Below are 17846 nucleotides of genomic sequence, written 5' to 3'. Positions count from 1 at the left end.
GCAAAGTTCCGGACACAGGTCAGGCGCAGGCGAACGCTTTGCGTAGTCCAACTCCACGGTATTGCGTATCACTCAGGTACGCTCGCGCCGCGCAACGTCTCGCGAGAAAGGATTTCTCCCGGACGATGGCGTTCGAAAGACCGCTTCTCGAGGCGGATTCAACCGGTCGAATGTCGCGGTGGAGCGGCTATCGGAAGACCGTTCATGGCCGGCAGTACGCATTCGTCCCCCTCGCCGGAAAGCGGCCATTGAAGACCCCGACGTCAGCTCTGGAGTAGGTTCGCGGAACTGGTGCTCTCGACCATGACGCGACGCTCGACGTGTGGAACCGAACGTCCGCTGGATTATGTGCAAGGGTCGTTCGCAACGCACGAGCACCGACGGGCATCAGAACGAAACGCGGTGCTCGTAGCCTTACCGGGCGCGTGGAAAGGGGTACCATGAGCAAGCCATCGAACGCCAGGCTCATCCGTGCCTGAACGTGTAGCATCTCCCTGGCCTGGGGGCTTGCCATGATCCGTTATCACACTGCACCCGATTCGTCGGTCATCGAAATAGCCGTTGAAGGCAAGATCACCGACCACGAACTGCGCGAAACCATCGAGCGTATGCGTGGTGATCTTGAACTGAACGGTAAGACCCGCGTGCTCGAACGCATTGAGCATTTCAGTGGCATCGAGCCGAAGGCGCTGTGGACCGACCTGACGCTCGGCGTCTCCGTCGCCCGCAAGGTCAAGCGCGCCGCCGTGGTGGCTGACGCGGGCTGGATTCACGCCTCGATGCATTTGGCGCGGTTCTTCACAAAGGCTGAAATCAAGGCGTTCCACGTGAACGAGCTGGAACAGGCGCGAGCCTGGATCAACGCCTGAACGTCGTCTCCAGCCGAGCGCATCGGGCAGAGGCCGGCCATGAAGCGACGCTCGCTCGACGCAGACATGTGGCTGAAACTCGTCGCGTTTCAGTCATATGCCCATTGGATGCCTGGCTACCTGACCCCGAGTCCCGAGTCTGGCCGAAAGGTCGTTCTGATTTCCTGATCCCCAAGGAGAGTCTGATGCCGTTCATGGATATCGCCGCCGGCGAGATCTCGTCGATCCAGCCGGTCGAGGCCAACAACAAGAACGTGGTGCTGCTCATTAGCCAGCGCAATGCTTCGCGCCCGCTGGTGGTGAAGTCCGAGGACGGCGCCGGGCGCAACAACGTCGGCGCCATGCTGGAGTTCCATGCCACCGCCTTCTCCAGGCTGCGTGGCCTGCCCTTCGAAACCGCCAAGCTCTCACTCAAGGAAATCGACGAACTCAAGCGCTGCGACCCGGCCAAGGTCAAAGCCACCCCGCCGCTCACGCAGACGCAATGGTTGCAGAAGCTCGACGACCTGCTCCATACCGCTGACCGAACGGTCAAGACCGCCATCAAGGTTAGCTTCGTCGAGGAGCTGGCAAACCTGCACGGTATCGGCAAGGATCTGGAGCAGAAGAAGCTACTCGGCGACGCGCTGGTGCGCGGCAATACCGACGTGCCCTTCGGTCTTGGCGAGATACTGGCGGTCGACTTCTTCATCGGCAACGGAGACCGCTTTCGCGAAGTGAACTCCGGTGAAAAGTATCCGCGCGGCTCGATCCTCGGCGACCAGAACATCTTCTTCCAGATCAGGTACGGGAAGTTCACGGCCGTAGGCCTGGATACCTACGACGGCGCCGGCCCCTGGTCCGACCTGAACCGCACCATCGAGGACCTGGAGGCCACCAACAAGAACTTAGGCGTCGAGTACGCCCTCTGGCCCGGCCGCATCCTTGCCCCGGGCGCGCGGCGCGAGCGCGACGAGGTCGCGACCGCGCTGGTCGACTCGCTGATCGAACTCTGCTTCGGCAATGGGATCGGGTTCTCGGCTTCGATGCGCAAGAAGCTGATCGAGGCCTGCCACCGCGGCATCTCGTCGGGCAAGGAAATGCTGCGGGGAAAATACAAACTGGGCGACAACGTGCAGTCGCTCACGGAGGGCATCCGCTCGCGCTGGCTGATCATCCGCGGCAAGTGAGTCCGTGCCGGCGCGAGATTGATCAGTCGCGGAAGGCGCGGACTGCGAACCCTCGAACAGATTGCCCTGTTGCCGGTTTTCCGTACCTCTTCGGCTTTGGCCGCCAGACGAAAAATCGTCTGTTCTGGGTCTGGACTTTGTCATCACCATAGCCCGCTGGCCTTAGGTGGGAGCCGTCAAGTTTTCACACGTTCGGGCTCGCGTTGGTTTCGCGCGGCGTTATTTCTACGACTGTATTGGCGTCTAAACGTAAGCGGCGGGCAATACGCCACGCGCCACGGCGGCAGGTGGTCGAGTCGTTCGAGGCGCGCGTCTTCCTGCCCGGGTGGTTCGGAGAAAAAGTCCGGCTGGAGCCGCTGCCGGACGGTGGGCTAGTAGCTCACTGGACGACGTAGTTGCTGCAACCATTGATGAATTAAAGTCGATTCAAGGAGGATGAAGGGCAATTCCAGCCATCGGTAGTGCTCGACAGACGACAGAGACTCGACGCAGATCAACCCTCCAGTCGCGATCGACGTGACGCCCCAACCCGGCAAACCGACTCACGCATACCGCGCGAGAAACATATCCGCTGCCGCTTCCGCGATGCGCTTCTGCTCCTTGGCATCGAGCGGCACTTGCCCCATCGCCACTTGCGGCCAGAAGGCAAAAGCCTTCACGAGCCCCTGCAACTGCAGTGCCGCGAAGACGGGGTCATCGGTCTTGATGCGGCCGTCCGCGGCGGCCGCCCGGACCCACGCCGTCAGATCTTCCTCGCGTTCCCCCATGCGAGCGACCATGTCCCGCGCGCGCTCCGGTGAATGTATGCCAGCCGCGATCGCCACCCGGGCAAGCGACAAAAAGGACTCGTCGTGAAGCAACCGCAGCTTGCGCTCCAGCAGATCGAGCAACTGCGCGCGCAACGGTTGGCCAGCACGATAAGAGGGTGCATCGCCGTCATGGCTCGCGTCCCACAGCTGATGGAGAATCGCCGCGAAAAGCGCTTCCTTGCTCGGGAAATGGTTATAGACCGTGCGCTTCGAGACGTTCGCGCGGGCGGCGATGCGGTCCATGCTGGTAGCGTCGTAGCCGGCCGCGAGGAATTCCTCGATCGCGGCGGCGACGATCGCGACGCGCTTTCGGTCAGTCAGACGTTGGGGGCGGGCACAGGATTCCATCCAACGATTTTACACTGGCCAGTTTACTTTTCTTGAAAATAAACTACACTGCCGAGTGTAAATTTTCTTCGGAAGGTCAACTTCATGACGTCGCTTCCCGCCTTTGTCCGCCGAATGCTCGGCGTGAACGCCGCACAGCGCAGCCGCGCGAGGTTCAGCCTGTCGCCGCAGCATGACGGCGAGCGCTTCCGCAACGTCAAGCCGCGTCCGGCGGAAAGCCTGCGCAAAACGCTCGGGCTCGCGTGGACGGTGTTGTTCAACAAGCCGAGCGGCACCGTGCCGGCCGACGCGTTGCCGGTCGAAACGCTGACGCGCGCGCAACTCGACGCGGCGCCCGACCGCAGCCTGTACCGGCTCGGTCATTCGACGATGCTGCTGAAGTTGCGCGGCAAGTTCTGGCTGACCGATCCCGTGTTCGCCGAGCGGGCGTCTCCGTTCCGCAATCTCGGTCCGAAGCGCTTTCATGCGCCGCCGGTCTCACTCCACGATTTGCCGCCGCTGCGCGGCGTGATCCTGTCGCACGATCACTACGACCATCTCGACCGCGAAACCGTGCTGATACTGGCGCAGCGTACCGAGGTGTTTTTGACGCCGCTTGGGGTCGGCGACCGGCTCATCGAATGGGGTATCGACGCGGCAAAGGTCCGGCAGTTCGACTGGTGGCAGGGCACGGAGGTCGAGGGCATCGAGTTCACCGCAACGCCCGCGCAGCACTTCTCCGGGCGCAGCCTGTTCGACGGCAACCGGACGTTGTGGGCGTCGTGGGTGATCGTCGATCACGATTTGCGCGTGTTTTTCAGCGGCGACACCGGTTACTTCGAGGGTTTCAGCGCGATCGGCGAGCGCCTCGGACCATTCGACGTCACGTTGATCGAGACCGGCGCGTACGACGCGATGTGGCCATACGTCCATATGCAGCCCGAAGAAACCGTGCAGGCGCATATCGACCTGCGCGGCCGCTGGCTCGTGCCGATCCATAACGGCACCTTCGACCTCGCGATGCATCGCTGGCAGGAGCCGTTCGAAAGGGTGACGGGGCTGGCGCTTGCGCGAGGCGTCGCGCTGTCGACACCGCGCATGGGCGAGCGGCTCGATCTGACTGCGGTGCATCGCGGCGAACGCTGGTGGCGCGACGTTGCGCAAACCGCTGCCGTGCCGAAGGCTTCGTGGCGGATGTGCGCGTCGCGCGGGGTCCAGGAGTGGGAGTCGTCCTGAGGTGGTTGGCACCGCCACGTCTTTGCGGCGGACGAGAGCGCCCGAGCGGACTGTTTCTCGGCGGCGCGCTGGTGCGGCGCGCGCACGTTGCCGTTCCCGCCGAAGCGCTCGCGACCTCGAAGTACGCTCCGTCGGAACTGTCCGCCGTGGCGTGATACGCAACCGTCGATCTGCGGGTTAATTCTTCAGGTCGGCGAGAATGCGTTCCGCGAGAAAATCGCACACAGGCCGTTTCGAAGCGGCACTTCGCGCCAGCACGACTTCAAGTGTGCCGATTTCCGGCAGGCCATTCGCGGTTCCCAGCAGCGAGAAGTGAGCCGGTACCGCGCACTTGGCCAAAGGAGTCACCGCGAGTCCGGCCTCGGCCATCGTCAGCAGACCCAGCAGACTCGGACTTTCATACGAGGTTCGATACGTGATGCGCGCGCGCTCCAGGCTCCGGATGGCTTTCTCCCGCGCGACGCTGCCGGGCAAAAACACGGCGATGGGCAAGGGCCTTTCACGCCAGATCTCGGTCGCGCCTGGCGCGGCGGCCCAGACCATCGGTTCATGACGCAGGAACTCGCCGTGCAATCCTTTCACGCGCGTCGCGCAGACGAGATCGACCGTGCCGTCCTTCAACATGGGCTCGAGAGCGACGCTTGGCAGGCCCACTACCTGAATCTCCACCTTCGGATAGGTCGCCGAGAATTTCTTGAGGATCGGCGGGAACAGTGACGTCGCATAGTCGTCAGGCACGCCGATCACCACGCGTCCGGTCACGTCGGGCCGTACCACCGCTGCCCACGCTTCGTCGCGCAGGGCGATCATCCGTCGCGCGTAGGTCAACAGCATTTCGCCGTCCTGCGTCGGCACCACGCTGCGAGGCTTGCGCACGAAAAGCGCCTTGCCGAGCGCCGTCTCGAGCGTCTTGATCTGCATGCTCACCGCCGATTGCGAACGATGCACGACCTGCGCCGCGCGACTGATCGTGCCGGCGTCCGCGACCGCGATGATCATGGACAGCACGTCCAGATCGAGCGCTTTCATTTCCGTTGCCATGATGGTTGATATCAGAAAAGTAGATCGATTCCATCAATATTATGCGATTTTCTTTTGCGAGCACACCCTCGATAGTGGCGCCAAAGGAGCCCCTGTGATGAATGCACGTAGCAGCCCATCGATTCTGGCCTCGGCCTTTGGCGCGTCCGCGCCATCGTTTGTGACCACCGCATCGAGTCTTGCGATACCGTATGTCGAGTCCGGGCGCGGCGAGCCGATGGTGTTCGTGCACGGCTCGCTTTGCGACTATCGCTATTGGGACGCCCAGATGGCCTCTCTGTCTGGCCGGTTTCGCTGCTTCGCGCCGAGCTTGAGCCATTACTGGCCCGAGATCGATGCGTTTGGATACAGCGACTTCAGTTGGGAGGCGCACGTCGAGGAAATTGCCGGATTCATCACGGCGCTCGACCTTGCTCCCGTTCATCTGGTCGGTCACTCGCGGGGTGGGTGCGTGGCTTTCCATCTCGCGCGCGAATTTCCGCGCCTCGTGAAAACGCTGACGCTAGCCGATCCCGGCGGCCCGCTGCAAACCGAACCGAGGGGGCAGCCCGCGTTCATGCCGCCAGCGACCAACGTGTTGCGCGCACGGGTCGCGGAACTGATCGAGCGGGGCGAGTTCGACGCCGGCTTGTCGATGTTCGTCGACTCGGTGAGCATGCCGGGGTTCTGGAACAAAAGCCCGGAGAGCTTTCGTCGCATGGCGCTCGACAACGCGCTCACGCTGCCAAAGCAGTTGCTCGATCCGCTTCCCGCCTATACGCCGGAATCCGCGCGCGATATCAAGTGCCGTACGTTGTTGATCGATGGCCAGAAAAGTCCCCGTATGTTCCGCAATACGGTCGACAAGCTCGAACAGTGGATCGAGTTTGCCGAACGCGAAACGATCGAGGGTGCGTCGCATGGGATGAATGTCGCGAGACCGGATGCGTTCAACAGGGCGGTAGCGACTTTCGCGGCGTAGCCCGGTTGGCGGCAGAGTGCTCCGGCGTGCACGCTGGTTTTCCCGGCCAGCACGCGATGCGCCTGCGGAGCCCAAAGGGGGCAGCCCCGCGCATCGCGCGCCTCTTAATGTTGAGACACGGCCAGCAAGGTATCGATCTTGTGATCCTCGGCCAGCAACTCGACCACCGTACTCGAATGAACAACCGAGCCGCGCTCGAGCACCACGGCGTTGTGCGTGATGCCCAGCGCCTTGCGCGCGTTCTGCTCGACCAGAATCACTGAGAGGCCTTCGTCGCGGATGATCTCCGAGAGGATGCGCATCAAGTCCTGCACGATAATCGGCGCGAGGCCCTCGAGCGGCTCGTCGAGCAGCAGCACCTTGGGATTGAGCATCAGCGCGCGCCGGTGAGGCTTGAATGCGGTGACGTCCTTGCCTGTCGTTCATGTCCTTGAGAGCGTTGAGCAGATGGCCCGTTCGTCTCTGCTGGTGACCTCGAACTTCTGGGCGATGTCCGTGATGGCGGCGATGGCCTTCGTTGTCCCGGCGACCTGAAACTGGTTGATGTCCTCGAGTGTCGCCGTGTAACCGATGTAGATCGGCAGCAGCTCCTTGTTCAGGGTTTGGATAGCCTGACTACGGAGGCCTTCGGCTTGCAACCCGACGATCTGTTCGACGGCACGGTCGTAGTCCGCGCTTTTCTTCACGAGCCGCGCGCCCACTTCCGGACGCGCCAGCGATTTCGACGGCTTCAGCCGAAGCACGCTGCCTCTTCATTGGGCGGCCAGAGGCAGCCGGTCACAGTTCTTGCTCGCGTATTCATCGATTCATCAATTCGGCGGGGCCAGGCGCAATGCCGGCACGCATAGTGCGGACACGCGAGCGCCGTCGTGCCAGCGGGCGACTCGGGCGCAGCGTCGAGCGAACCCGCGGTCACGACGACGCCCGATGCCACGCAACCGGGCCCTCGACCACAAGGAGGACTTTCAATGAAAGACATCGATCTGAACCAGCGCGTCGAAGAAATCGAACTGGCTCTTTCCACGCTATTCGAGTCGCCGAAGGCGCCCGCGATCAGCAGCTACGACGACGGCCGGACGTTTTTCATCCGGGCCTCCTGGGTCGTCGAGTCACATGGCGACACGACGCTGGATGCGCGATGCGTGCTCACACTCCACTTTTCGGATTCGCAGATTCAGCGTTACGCGCGGATGGACACGGCACAACGTATCCTCGTGCGCGAACGCCTCGGCCAAATGGTCCGCGATCGACTCCGAGCGGAAGGCGGTGAGCTGCCCTTGCGGGGAGAGTGCGCCGAAGATCTGCATGTGGAGGATCGGCTGCTGGATGTAGACGACCAGCTCTGATCCATCGCGGACGGCGTACGTCTGCGGCTTGGCGATTGGCTGTCCGAGCCGGCGGCCGCCTGCCAATCGAGTTGCGCCCGAATCTCCACGATGTAGCGAGGTCGAAAAGTGAACAGGCCCTAGCACGATTCTTCGCTCGGGACCGGGGGCGGGAGCGACTCGAGCAACTTCACAAGCCTTGCCTGCTGCCGCGGAGTCAGTCCTTGAGTAGCGCTCACCTGCTGAACACGCGCGCGCCAGTAGGTCCGGCTGAACAACGAATCCGCGCCATCGGAGGACAGGATCCGTTCGAGATGGGAAATCGCATCTCCAGCGGTCAGGGGTGTATAGGGGCTCTCCCTGTCCGGGGGCCCTTTCTTGCTTGTTGTTTTCATCCACTTCTCTCAGGTGGTGACCGGCTAGGTCCGGTCGTATGCGTCCGACTTCAATTGGCCGGTTCGTGCCAAACAACCCATGCGGGGCGCGCGCCCGCCAGCTACCTGGCGGGCCAGGTAGCATGACGCGCGCGGGGTGGCGTGGCGACGCGACCCATTGCAAGCGGCACGGCCCCGGTGTTCAGCAAAGTTCCGCGGCGGCCACCCACGGCATCGTCTCGAACTGCCTGAGAACGGTGTGCAGCGATCCGGAGAACCTGTCGGCAAACGCGATCGTCATGTCTTCGACGTCGCGTTTGCGGTTGCTCGTAATCCGTACGTCCTCGATGGCATCCGCGACCGGCATCAATACCTGCCACACTGCGGCGACCCGCATGCCGCCGCGCCTCGTACGAACCGTAATCTGATGGCCTGTGGCCTTTAGTTGTCCGGTGGTTTCCGGTGTCATTCTTCAGCCCTCTCGAAGTATCTGATCTGTTATTGGCACGGACGATGCGCCTACATTCGCCCGCGCGGTTGATGCCACCACTCGTGATGATCCAGATGTCGTAGCAGTCGTGCCCGTCTGCGCTCACGGCGATAGTGATCAATCACCATCAGCATTGCGATGCTGAGGGCCGAGCCCCCAATGATCAGGCCCATCCAGGTCTCACTCATGACACGTTCCTCTCATGGAAGCACAGGGGTGTTGCGTGAATGGTTCACGCCGTCTTCGTCCGATGTTCCGGGGCGTACCGGCGCGGTGTGTCGCGTTACTGCATGTGCTGGCCACCGTTGATCGCGATATTGGAGCCGGTCACGAAGCCGGCATCGTCCGAGCATAGATAGAGCACGAGCGCCGCGACTTCCTCGGGCTTGCCGAGACGTCCCATCGGGATATGCGGCAGGACCTTCGTATCGAGGATCTCCTGCGGAATCGCGGTGACCATCTTGGTGGCCAGGTAGCCCGGCGAAATCGTGTTGACGGTGACCCCTTTGCGCGCCACTTCCAGTGCTAGCGACTTGCTGAAACCGTGCATGCCAGCCTTGGCCGCGGCGTAGTTGGTCTGGCCGACCGAGCCTTTTGAACCGTTGACGGACGAAATATTGACGATGCGCCCCCAGCCTCGTGCGACCATCTCTTCGCACAGCGGCTTGGTCATGTTGAAGACCGAATCGAGGTTCGTGCGAATGACCGCATCCCAGTTCACCTTGTCCATCTTCCTGAGAGTCATGTCCTGGGTGATCCCCGCGTTGTTGACCAGGATGTCGACCGGGCCGACCTCCGCCCGAATCTTGTCCGCGCAACGCTGGCATGAGTCGTAGTCGGCCACATCGACCGGGTAAGCGCGGAAGCTCCGGCCCTGAGTTTCCATGTCAGCCAGCCATTTGTCCGCACCGGTGTTGTTCGGCGAGTGCGTGACTACCACCGCATACCCTGCGTCGTGCAGTTTCGTACTGATCGCTTCTCCCAGGCCGCCCATGCCGCCTGTTACTACTACGATTCGTTTCGTCATCCTTTCCATCCGTGATCGTCATATCTGCGAGGATCGTGAATACCCAATGGCCGTCTCGCACAACCAGCCATTCCTTTGCCACAATGCGCTGCTCCTCCCGCGTCGTGGGAGAACGGCTGCGGCATTGATTGAACCGCGCGGGTTTTTATTGGCTTGTGGTATTGCGCGAATGGAGCCGGGTGCGCCAGCTCGCCGCGATATGCCGCGCCGGCGCACTGCTCAAAGATTCCAGATGCCCCGAATGGCGTTTCTCGCCAGCCGGTTCAGGCCGGCGAGTTTCTGTGCCCTTCAAACGCTTCGCTGGCGAGCGAAAGAAAAATTGACGCATTCGTTCGGCAGAGTTTCAGCAAATCTTCGGACGAGAGGTCTTTCATTGCTTCTCCCTGAATTGATTTCGAACCCGCTTGCCCCGGAGACGACATGCGCGATGAATGTGCTGAATGTCGGTCGAGAGGATTCCGGAGCAAAAGTGTTATTAGTAAGACTAAATAAACACCACAAAACCAGTTCGGCCCGGATCGCACTTCTGATCGTGGGTATTCAACAGTCGAATGACGACCCGGTGTCCATCATCGGGTCGTGGCCGATCGGTTGGCCATAACCCTCGTCAGTCCTGCCGTGTCACTGACCGGATGCTGCGCCCTCTATTTCAACTGTCATGAAATGACATCACAATCTCGTTTTTAGAGGATTAATTCTAACTTCGAAATGTTAAATTTTTGGGACGAAAGGCTAGGTGAATACCCCTATTCCGAAAGGTCGGCTGTCAGGGGCGTAGTCGCGCTAAGTCGACGTTTGAACGTCCGAACGAAGGACGTCAATGGCCAGCGATGATGAATGCGCTCTCCGATTGCTTCGCAGAGCACCCCAACAATGTCACCAAAATGGCCGAAATGACAGGACACTGCAGTGAGCACCACCGGATGCATCATTGCATGTTATGCAAGAAAATGTCAATTCAGCCGACCCTGTCAGGCACTCCGGCGTGAGCCCGGCCGGCTTGCTGCACGAGGGGGCGGCTGCCCAGGTAGCGTCGCTCGAGCGCGACGCGTGCTGTAGAGAATGGCGAACGCTGCGGCGCGGCACGCATAGCGAATGCGTGTCGGCGGCGGTGAACGGGACCGGGTTTCGAAGGGCAACGCAGGCGCATAGAACACCGTTCGCACGCGAGCGTAAGATGGAAGCGATTGATCGATGAGTTTCATGGGGGGCGCCATGAAGGTGGTGTGCCCGCTGCACGGGCCAACGACCATCGTCGGCACGAACGCGTATGGGTTTCCGATCTATGCGTGTTGCCGCGACGACGTTCCTTATGTCACGCCGCCGGACGCCTGTGCGCGTGAACCGGCGCAACGCGGACAAGAATCGAAGCCGCCACCGCGGCAGCCTCAGGCAAACAAGGAACCACGCTGACGTTCGCGGGCAACGTCATACCCGCAGCGAAACCTTATCGGCTCCAGTTGCAGTCGATCAACGCATCAACGAGGCGCCAGTCCTGCCAGTCGCAAAAGTCGAGCATCATTGTGCCGCCTGGTTCCGGACGAGCCGCGAGTCGCTCCGCAAGTTGCTCGTGAATGCCGCGATGCCGTGTATCGCCACACGCCACGACGACCGGCGCCGCCGCCATCCCGTGCCGCTGCAAAAGTTGACTACCCACCGCTCGCCGCACAGAGCGGGGGCGAGGTTCAACAGTGAATCGATGGCGCGCCATTTGTAAGCGATCGATGTCGGCACCGGCACGCGAAACTCGTCCTGAATGGTGAACGGCGCCGGCGCGACGTCGATATCGAACGTCGCGTTCTCGGGCCAGACTGTCAGGTCGATGCCGAGCGGCTCTTCACTTGCGAAGCGCCGCAGTAGCACGATGCTCCCGCGTACCGCCTCCAGCAGCGGCCGCCCGGAAGCAAGGTGCCAGCGCAAATCCGCATGTCTTTCCACATACCATTCGAAGGTCGCGGCAAACGCGCGGGCGCACTCACGCGCGGGCCATTCGTCCTTGACGGACATGACGATACATTCGCCGCGGTGAAGCGTGAGAAACTGAGTGCATGTCCGCACCACATCGTCGAAAGTCAGACCCAGCGAGATGCCGCCGTGATGAATCGCGAAGCGATCACGCACATGGCGGCAGCGGATGTCGAGGACCCGCACGCCATGGTGCAACTGATCGTCGAGCGTGGCATGCTGCGTGCGCGCGAGCCGGTCATCGATCGTGTAGGCGCAGGTGTCGTGGCTACCCGGCAAGGTGAGTACGGACAGCAAGCGGCTGCCATCGACGGCCGACATCCAGTCAGCCGGCGAAACGGTGTGATCAGTCAGGGCAGGGCGCAAGAGAACCTCTGGATAAGCAAAGCGTCTGCCGCAGCGGCGGCGTGAAGTCGGAGCCCCCTACTTCAACCCGCCCGAAAAGCCCTGCAGCAGATAGCGCTGCACATAGCCCGCGAGCAGAAGCGTCGGCACCGACGAAATCAGCCCCGCGCTCATCAGTTCGCCCCAGTCGATGCCGTTCTCGGTCACATAACCCGCCATGGCGAGCGGCAGCGTGAAATGACTCGGCGACGAGACGAACAACAGCGCCAGCAGAAACTCGTTCCACGCGATGATGAACACGAAGATGGCGGTGGCAACGAGACCTGGCGCGCACAGCGGCACGACGATGAAGACGATGCGCTGCGCGAGGTTCGCGCCGTCGAGCGCCGCGGCCTCCTCGAATTCGATCGGCACGTCGCGCACGAACGGCAGCAACATCCAGATCGCCATCGGCAGCGCGTACAGCTGATAGGCGAGTATCAGCCCAAACAGCGAATCGAGCAGATGGAGCCACTTGGCCAGCGAAAACAGCGGTACGGCCACCGTAATCGGCGGCATCAGCTTCAGTGCCAGCACGAGCAGCAGGAACAGCAGATCGAGGCGCGCGGGAAACGCAAGCCGCGCGAGTGCATAAGCGGCCGGAAAAGCCAGCGCGAGCGCGAGCAACGTGGCGACTGGCGCGACCCACACGGAGTTCAGCACCGACTGGGCCATGCCGCTTTCCCACACCGCCGCGAAATGCTCGAACGTGGGCGCCGAAGGCCACAACGCGAGCGGATGGGCGAGGCGTTCCAGCGTCGGCGTGAAGGCCGCGCCAGCCATCCATATGCACGGCAGCAGCAGCACCGCCAGCGCAGCGATCCGCAACAGCCCTCGTACCGCGGCAGCGGAGGAGCGTCGCGCTAAACCCTGCAAGCGTGCGAGAGGCATCAACGGTCGCGCTTGACGGCCGATTTCCATATGTATCCCGAGACCAGCACCGCGCACGTGAGCAGCATCAGTACCGAAGCCGCGCTGGCGGGTCCTACGTTGAAGAACCGGAAACCCGTGTCGTAGATGTACGTCGACAGCGTTTGCGTGGCATTGCCCGGACCGCCGCCCGTCAATGCGTACACCTTGTCGAACAGCTTGAAGGTGTCGATCGAGCGCAGCAGCATCGCGAGGGCGACGTGGGGTGCAACGAGCGGCAGCGTGATGTATCGCAGGCACTGCCATTCGTTCGCGCCGTCGGTGCGGGCCGCTTCGGCGATTTCAGGCGGAATCGACTGCAGCCCCGCGAGAATGATCAGGAATGCCATCGGCGTCCATTGCCAGACATCGACCAACATCAGCGACCAGAGCGCGAGGTGCGGATCGGATAACCAGGGCACCGCCGGCAGACCAGCCGCCGTCAGCAGCGCATTCAGGAAGCCGCGGTAATTGAGCCAATTGCGCCAGATGGCGGAGCACACGAGCGTGGAGAGCATCATCGGCAGCACGGCGAGCGGCAAGGCGATGCGCCGGCCCGGAAACGCGCGGACGAACAGCAGCGCGAGCGCGAGGCCGAACAGGACTTCAGCGAGCGAGGCCACGCTCATGAACTGGATCGTATTGACGAAACTCGTGCCGAACTCGCCGTCCGAAATGACCGATCGATAGTTGGCGAGCCCGATGAATGAGCGATGCCCCGACGCGTAATTCACCGAGAAAAACGAATCGATCAGCACGCGCGCCATCGGGTAGAGCGCCAGCACGCCGAGCACGAGCGCAGCTGGGCTCATCAGGACGATCAGCGGCAGATAACGTCGCAACCCGCTCATCGACTCTTTCCCACGCTTGTCTGCGCTGTCACAGCCGCTTTCACTGCAATGCGGCGTTGGCCTGGGCGATCTTCTGCGCCGCCTGATGCAAGGCTGCGTCGGGCGCGGCCTGCCCCGTCAGCGCGAGTTGCAACGCGTCGCCGAGAATCGCCTCGATCTGCTGCCAGTCTTTCACGCGAGGCCGCGCACGGCCCGCTTCGAGCGCCTTCAGCTGGTCCGGGTACCAGCGATACTGCTTGACGAGCGTCGGATTGACGAAGACGCTCTTGCGCGTCGGCGGAATGCCGAGCACGGCCAGTTGTGTTTGCGTGGCCGACGAAGTCAGATAGGCGAGGAAATCCGCCGCCACTTTCGCATGTGCCGCATCTTTCGCAATACCCATTTGCCAGATGCCGAGCATCGGCGCCGGCCCTTTGACCTGACCGGGCGGCGGTTGCAGCGCGACCTGGCCGACGACGCGCGACTTCGCCGGATCGTCGAGCGCGGGCAGCCAGGCGGGCCACACTTCGATGGCCTGCGCGGCCGTGCCGCCCTGCAGGGCGTCTCGCACTTCACCGGCGCCATATACGTCGACGTCCTTCGGCGCCCACTTCTTCAGGGCGAGCAGCATCTTCAGCGCGGCCAGCGCTTCGGGCGAATCGATCGTGACCTTGCCGTTGGTGTCGACGACTTCTCCGCCATAGGCCCAAAGGATCGGCAGAAAACCGCTGACGACGGGGTTACCCTTCACGCCGCGAAACACGACAGCCGAGACGTCCTTGTCGGCAGTGCCGATGGTCTGCGCGATCTTCAGCACGTCGTCCCAACTGCGCGGCGGCTGCAGGCCGCGACTCGCGAGCAGATCCTTGCGATAAGCGAACATCTCGACATTGCCGACGATCGGCATCGCGTACAAGGTTCCCGTCGACGTGCGTCCGAGGGAGATCGTGGACGTCACCATGTCGGCATCCGCGAGCGTGGCGGGCAGCGGCTGAAGCCATCCGTTGGCGATGAATTCGGGGGACCAGGTGTCGTCCATCATCACCAGGTCATAGGCGCGCGTGTTTTCGCGCAATGATAGCTTCAGTTTCTGATACAGGTCGTTGTTCGGCAGCTTCAGCAACTCGATATCGACGCCCGGGTGCTGTTTCTTGTAGCCGTCCACCGCCTGCGCGAGTCCGCGGCCGTAGATGTCGTCCCGGCCTGCGATCACGAGATCCGCGGCATGGGCACCAAAGGCGGCGATGGACAGGCAAGCCGCGACGGAAGCCGCGCGGAGGCAGGCGAACAGGGTCGTCCGCTGGATCATTGAAGCCATGGCTCTTGAATTCCTCTAGGGGAAAGGCGTATGCGTACGATGAGTCCAGAGCAACCCACCCCGCTTTTTTTTGATCGCGCGCAGCGTTGCGAAAAATAGATGCCAGATGCGGCAGCGGGAATTGCAGCAACCTATCATGACGTACATGTGTCAGCAAGCAGGGTTGCCGCGCAGTGTTCGGACCCGCACGCAGGCACGCTCGCCGCGTGGTCCGTTTCCGCGCCGCGACCGCCCTCAGCTGATCATGGCGCGGGTCGGTCCATTGAACCGCCGCACCAACCCCGCAAAGCGATGCGGCCACAATGCTTCGGACGACGAATGAGCGAGAGGACGAAGGCCGCTAATCTCGCGGTCCATAGCCATCGCTCTCACGGTGGACAAACCGCGTCCGGCGGCGCGGGAGGAATATTTTTTCCGCTCTGCACCATGAAATCCGTAGGGACCCGGTCATCGTTTGTACCGATTGAGCGCTGCGAGGCCCGTGAATATTGTTGTGTGCGCATTCTTCAAATGCTGCGATGTGGCGGGCAAATGTTGCTCAACGATCCTTTCGAATCGGAGATGCATGATGTCCAGTAACAGTGTGTGGCGAAACTTTCATTGCGTCGTCGCGACGGGGATGGTAGCGGCGGGCCTGGGTCTGCCGGCAGGCGCCCATGCGGCGGCAGAGCCGATCAAGATCGGCGTGATCAGCGAAGAATCCTCGGTGGCGGGCGCTTCGATCAGCAAGGCGGCGCAACTCGCCGCGGACCAGATCAACGCCAGCGGTGGCGTCGATGGCCGGCCCATCCAGATCGTCGCGTACGACGACCATTCATCGGCTTCGGACGGCGTGCGCGCCTTCCAGCGCGCGGCGACTCAGGACAAGGTGGTCGCTGTGATCGGCAGCTACATCAGCGAAGTGGCGCTCGCGATGGAACCGTGGTCGGGACGCCTGAAGGTGCCTTTCATCACTCCCGGCGCGGCTAGCAACGACATTTCGAAGCACGTTCACGACGACTACGATCACTACAAGTACACGTTCCACGGCTGGATGACCTCGGCGTTCATCGCACAGTCCATCTGCGACTTCTCACACGACGTTCTGGTCGGCCAGTTCAAGATGAAAACGACGGTCGTCATGAGCGAGGACGCGGCGTGGACCAAGCCGCTCGACGAACGCTACCTCGAATGCCTGCCCAAAGCGGGACTTCAGGTGCTCGATCACATCCGCTTCAATCCTGACACTTCCGACTTCACGCCGATCTTCAACCAGATCGAGGCGAAGCACCCCGACACGATCACCACCGGCATCAGCCACGTTGGCGTGCAGCCGACCGTGCAATGGCACGACCAGCAGGTGCCGATCCCGATGTCGGGCCAAAGCTCGCAGGCCACGACGACGAGCTTCTGGAAGGACACGAACGGCGCGACGGAAGGCGTGATCACGGCCTCGGCCGCGGCGCCGGGCGTGGCGATCACGTCGAAAACGGTACCTTTTACGGATGAGTATCAGAAGAAGTTCGGCGTCTCTCCGGCGTATTGCGGCTTCACGAGCTACGACCTCGTCTACATCGTCGCGGACGCGATCAAGCGCAACAAGGGCTCGACCGATCCGGACCAGATGGTCGACGCACTCGAGAAAACCGACTACGTGGGCACGATCGGACGCTGGCAGTTCTACGGCAAGAGCGATCAGTTCACGCACGCGCTGAAGTACGGGCCCGGCTATATCACGGGCATCGACCTGCAATGGCAAAACGGCAAGCAGGTTGCGATCTGGCCCAAGTCGATTGCCAACGGCGTGGTCAAATTCCCGACCTTCATCAAGGTGCAGCAGGCAAGCGCGAACTAGCAGCGCGACGATCGCGACTGTCCGGACCCGCGCATAGCGAAGGCCCGGACAGCGCACGCATCGACACCTTAACCAACATGAAAGGCCGGGCATGTTGCTACTGCAGATTCTCGTCGACGGCTTTGCAATCAGTTCGCTTTACGCGCTGGGCGCGATCGGTTTCACGTTGATCTTCGGCGTCTCCGGCATCTTGAATCTCGCGCACGGCGGCGTGATGCTGGTCGCGGCGCTGATGGGCTGGATGCTCGCGGGCGAGGCGGGACTTGGCACCTATCTCGGCACGCTGCTCGGCGTGTTGGCGGGCCTCGTGACGGCCTTCGTCACCTACCTGATGGTGGTGCGGCCCATTCAACGCTCGGCCGCGATTCCCGGCGAAGAGAAGGAAATCTTCGTGCTCACCGGCACGCTGCTGTGGGGCATCATGATCCAGCAGGGCATGGCGTGGCTCTTCACCGACAACCCGGTGACGATGCGCCCGCTGATCAGCGGTGTGGCGATGATCGGCAGCGTGCGCGTGCCGCTCAACGAAATCATGATCGCGGTGGTCTGCTGGGCCGTGATCGCCATGTTGTGGCTGTTCGTGAACCGCACGCGCGCAGGCAAGGCGCTGCTCGCGGCTTCGATGAACCCTCGTGGTCTCACGCTGCTCGGTTTCGAACTCTCCCGAATCTATCTTCTCGCGTGGAGCATCTATGGGGTGCTGGCCGGTATCGCGGGCGTGCTGCTCGCTTCGTTCCTCGGCGTGAGCACCAACAATGCGGGGCAGCTCACGGCCAGCGCATTCTCCATTGTGGTGCTGGGCGGGCTCGGCAGCGTGTCCGGTTCGCTGATGGCCGCGTATGTCGTCGGTTATCTGGAAACCATGACGGCCTATCTGATCGCGCCGACCCTGCGGCCGCTGCCCGCGTTGCTGCTGCTGGTGCTCGTGGTGTATGTAAGACCCCAGGGCTTCCTGGGACGCCGCTAACAGTGCGAATG

The 17846-nt window shown here is 62.2% G+C and carries 20 protein-coding genes; 8 read left to right on the top strand and 12 right to left on the bottom strand.

Going from position 1 to position 17846, the window contains the following annotated elements; genetic code table 11:
* Positions 1-512 precede the first annotated feature (512 nt).
* Together OKW28_RS20875 and OKW28_RS20870 are read left to right on the top strand one after the other, a co-directional pair.
* On the top strand, positions 513-869 hold the full coding sequence (locus tag OKW28_RS20875; RefSeq protein ID WP_429448481.1) for an STAS/SEC14 domain-containing protein: 357 nt from the start codon (positions 513-515) through the stop codon (positions 867-869).
* Positions 870-1054: 185 nt separating this feature from the next.
* Positions 1055-2038: a hypothetical protein gene (locus OKW28_RS20870; RefSeq protein ID WP_429448479.1), complete on the top strand. Its 984-nt coding sequence runs from the start codon at positions 1055-1057 to the stop codon at positions 2036-2038.
* Between the two features lie 542 nt (positions 2039-2580).
* Here OKW28_RS20870 and OKW28_RS20865 read toward each other — a convergent pair.
* On the bottom strand, positions 2581-3195 hold the full coding sequence (locus tag OKW28_RS20865) for a TetR/AcrR family transcriptional regulator (protein WP_429448478.1): 615 nt from the start codon (positions 3193-3195) through the stop codon (positions 2581-2583).
* 84 nt (positions 3196-3279) lie between these two features.
* Between OKW28_RS20865 and OKW28_RS20860 the strand changes: the two genes are divergently transcribed.
* A complete protein-coding gene (locus OKW28_RS20860) occupies positions 3280-4410 on the top strand; it encodes an MBL fold metallo-hydrolase (protein WP_429448476.1) in 1131 nt (376 codons plus the stop codon).
* A gap of 177 nt (positions 4411-4587) precedes the next feature.
* Here OKW28_RS20860 and OKW28_RS20855 read toward each other — a convergent pair whose 3' ends face one another.
* A complete protein-coding gene (locus tag OKW28_RS20855) occupies positions 4588-5439 on the bottom strand; it encodes a LysR substrate-binding domain-containing protein (RefSeq protein ID WP_184069590.1) in 852 nt (283 codons plus the stop codon).
* Positions 5440-5548: 109 nt separating this feature from the next.
* On the opposite strand from OKW28_RS20855, the gene OKW28_RS20850 reads away from it, so the two are divergent.
* A complete protein-coding gene (locus OKW28_RS20850) occupies positions 5549-6412 on the top strand; it encodes an alpha/beta fold hydrolase (protein WP_429448474.1) in 864 nt (287 codons plus the stop codon).
* A 104-nt stretch (positions 6413-6516) separates the two neighbouring features.
* Here OKW28_RS20850 and OKW28_RS20845 read toward each other — a convergent pair whose 3' ends face one another.
* Both OKW28_RS20845 and OKW28_RS20840 read right to left on the bottom strand, forming a co-directional pair.
* On the bottom strand, positions 6517-6786 hold the full coding sequence (locus OKW28_RS20845; RefSeq protein ID WP_429448472.1) for a hypothetical protein: 270 nt from the start codon (positions 6784-6786) through the stop codon (positions 6517-6519).
* 48 nt (positions 6787-6834) lie between these two features.
* The gene (locus OKW28_RS20840) at positions 6835-7155 is read right to left on the bottom strand and encodes a hypothetical protein (RefSeq protein WP_429448470.1); all 321 of its coding nucleotides are present in this window, start codon (positions 7153-7155) and stop codon (positions 6835-6837) included.
* A 225-nt stretch (positions 7156-7380) separates the two neighbouring features.
* Here OKW28_RS20840 and OKW28_RS20835 point away from each other — a divergent pair, with 225 nt between their 5' ends.
* Positions 7381-7758, top strand: a complete 378-nt coding sequence (locus tag OKW28_RS20835) for a DUF3022 domain-containing protein (RefSeq protein ID WP_429448468.1) — start codon at positions 7381-7383, stop codon at positions 7756-7758.
* Between the two features lie 119 nt (positions 7759-7877).
* Here OKW28_RS20835 and OKW28_RS20830 read toward each other — a convergent pair whose 3' ends face one another.
* The 4 genes from OKW28_RS20830 to phbB form a co-directional block, all read right to left on the bottom strand.
* Entirely contained in the window at positions 7878-8132 is a 255-nt protein-coding gene (locus OKW28_RS20830; RefSeq protein WP_429448467.1) for a hypothetical protein, read from the bottom strand.
* Between the two features lie 181 nt (positions 8133-8313).
* Positions 8314-8508, bottom strand: coding sequence for a hypothetical protein (locus tag OKW28_RS20825; protein WP_429448466.1), 195 nt, complete (start codon positions 8506-8508; stop codon positions 8314-8316).
* Positions 8509-8630: 122 nt separating this feature from the next.
* On the bottom strand, positions 8631-8789 hold the full coding sequence (locus OKW28_RS20820) for a hypothetical protein (RefSeq protein ID WP_018436194.1): 159 nt from the start codon (positions 8787-8789) through the stop codon (positions 8631-8633).
* 95 nt (positions 8790-8884) lie between these two features.
* On the bottom strand, positions 8885-9628 hold the full coding sequence (phbB, locus tag OKW28_RS20815; protein WP_429448464.1) for an acetoacetyl-CoA reductase: 744 nt from the start codon (positions 9626-9628) through the stop codon (positions 8885-8887).
* 46 nt (positions 9629-9674) lie between these two features.
* On the opposite strand from phbB, the gene OKW28_RS20810 reads away from it, so the two are divergent.
* Entirely contained in the window at positions 9675-10229 is a 555-nt protein-coding gene (locus OKW28_RS20810; protein ID WP_429448462.1) for a hypothetical protein, read from the top strand.
* 917 nt (positions 10230-11146) lie between these two features.
* Here OKW28_RS20810 and OKW28_RS20805 read toward each other — a convergent pair.
* The 4 genes from OKW28_RS20805 to OKW28_RS20790 form a co-directional block, all read right to left on the bottom strand.
* Entirely contained in the window at positions 11147-11914 is a 768-nt protein-coding gene (locus tag OKW28_RS20805) for a phosphatidylinositol-specific phospholipase C (RefSeq protein ID WP_429448461.1), read from the bottom strand.
* A 102-nt stretch (positions 11915-12016) separates the two neighbouring features.
* Positions 12017-12868, bottom strand: a complete 852-nt coding sequence (locus OKW28_RS20800) for a carbohydrate ABC transporter permease (RefSeq protein ID WP_429448459.1) — start codon at positions 12866-12868, stop codon at positions 12017-12019.
* The gene (locus OKW28_RS20795; protein ID WP_429448457.1) at positions 12868-13737 is read right to left on the bottom strand and encodes a carbohydrate ABC transporter permease; all 870 of its coding nucleotides are present in this window, start codon (positions 13735-13737) and stop codon (positions 12868-12870) included. Before OKW28_RS20795 ends, OKW28_RS20800 begins: the two co-directional genes overlap by 1 nt.
* Before the next feature lie 40 nt (positions 13738-13777).
* Positions 13778-15034 carry an ABC transporter substrate-binding protein gene (locus OKW28_RS20790; protein WP_429448455.1) on the bottom strand — a complete coding sequence of 419 codons (1257 nt, stop codon included), beginning with the start codon at positions 15032-15034 and terminating at the stop codon, positions 13778-13780.
* A 568-nt stretch (positions 15035-15602) separates the two neighbouring features.
* Between OKW28_RS20790 and OKW28_RS20785 the strand changes: the two genes are divergently transcribed.
* Together OKW28_RS20785 and OKW28_RS20780 are read left to right on the top strand one after the other, a co-directional pair.
* Positions 15603-16868 (top strand): ABC transporter substrate-binding protein, encoded by a 1266-nt coding sequence (locus OKW28_RS20785; RefSeq protein WP_429448453.1) that lies wholly within the window; start codon positions 15603-15605, stop codon positions 16866-16868.
* A gap of 91 nt (positions 16869-16959) precedes the next feature.
* Positions 16960-17835 carry a branched-chain amino acid ABC transporter permease gene (locus tag OKW28_RS20780; protein ID WP_429448451.1) on the top strand — a complete coding sequence of 292 codons (876 nt, stop codon included), beginning with the start codon at positions 16960-16962 and terminating at the stop codon, positions 17833-17835.
* The last annotated feature ends 11 nt before the right edge of the window (positions 17836-17846 follow it).

The organism is Paraburkholderia sp. 40 (assembly GCF_050434105.1).
Lineage (GTDB): Bacteria > Pseudomonadota > Gammaproteobacteria > Burkholderiales > Burkholderiaceae > Paraburkholderia > Paraburkholderia tuberum.
This window is presented reverse-complemented; position numbering and strand designations above follow the sequence as displayed.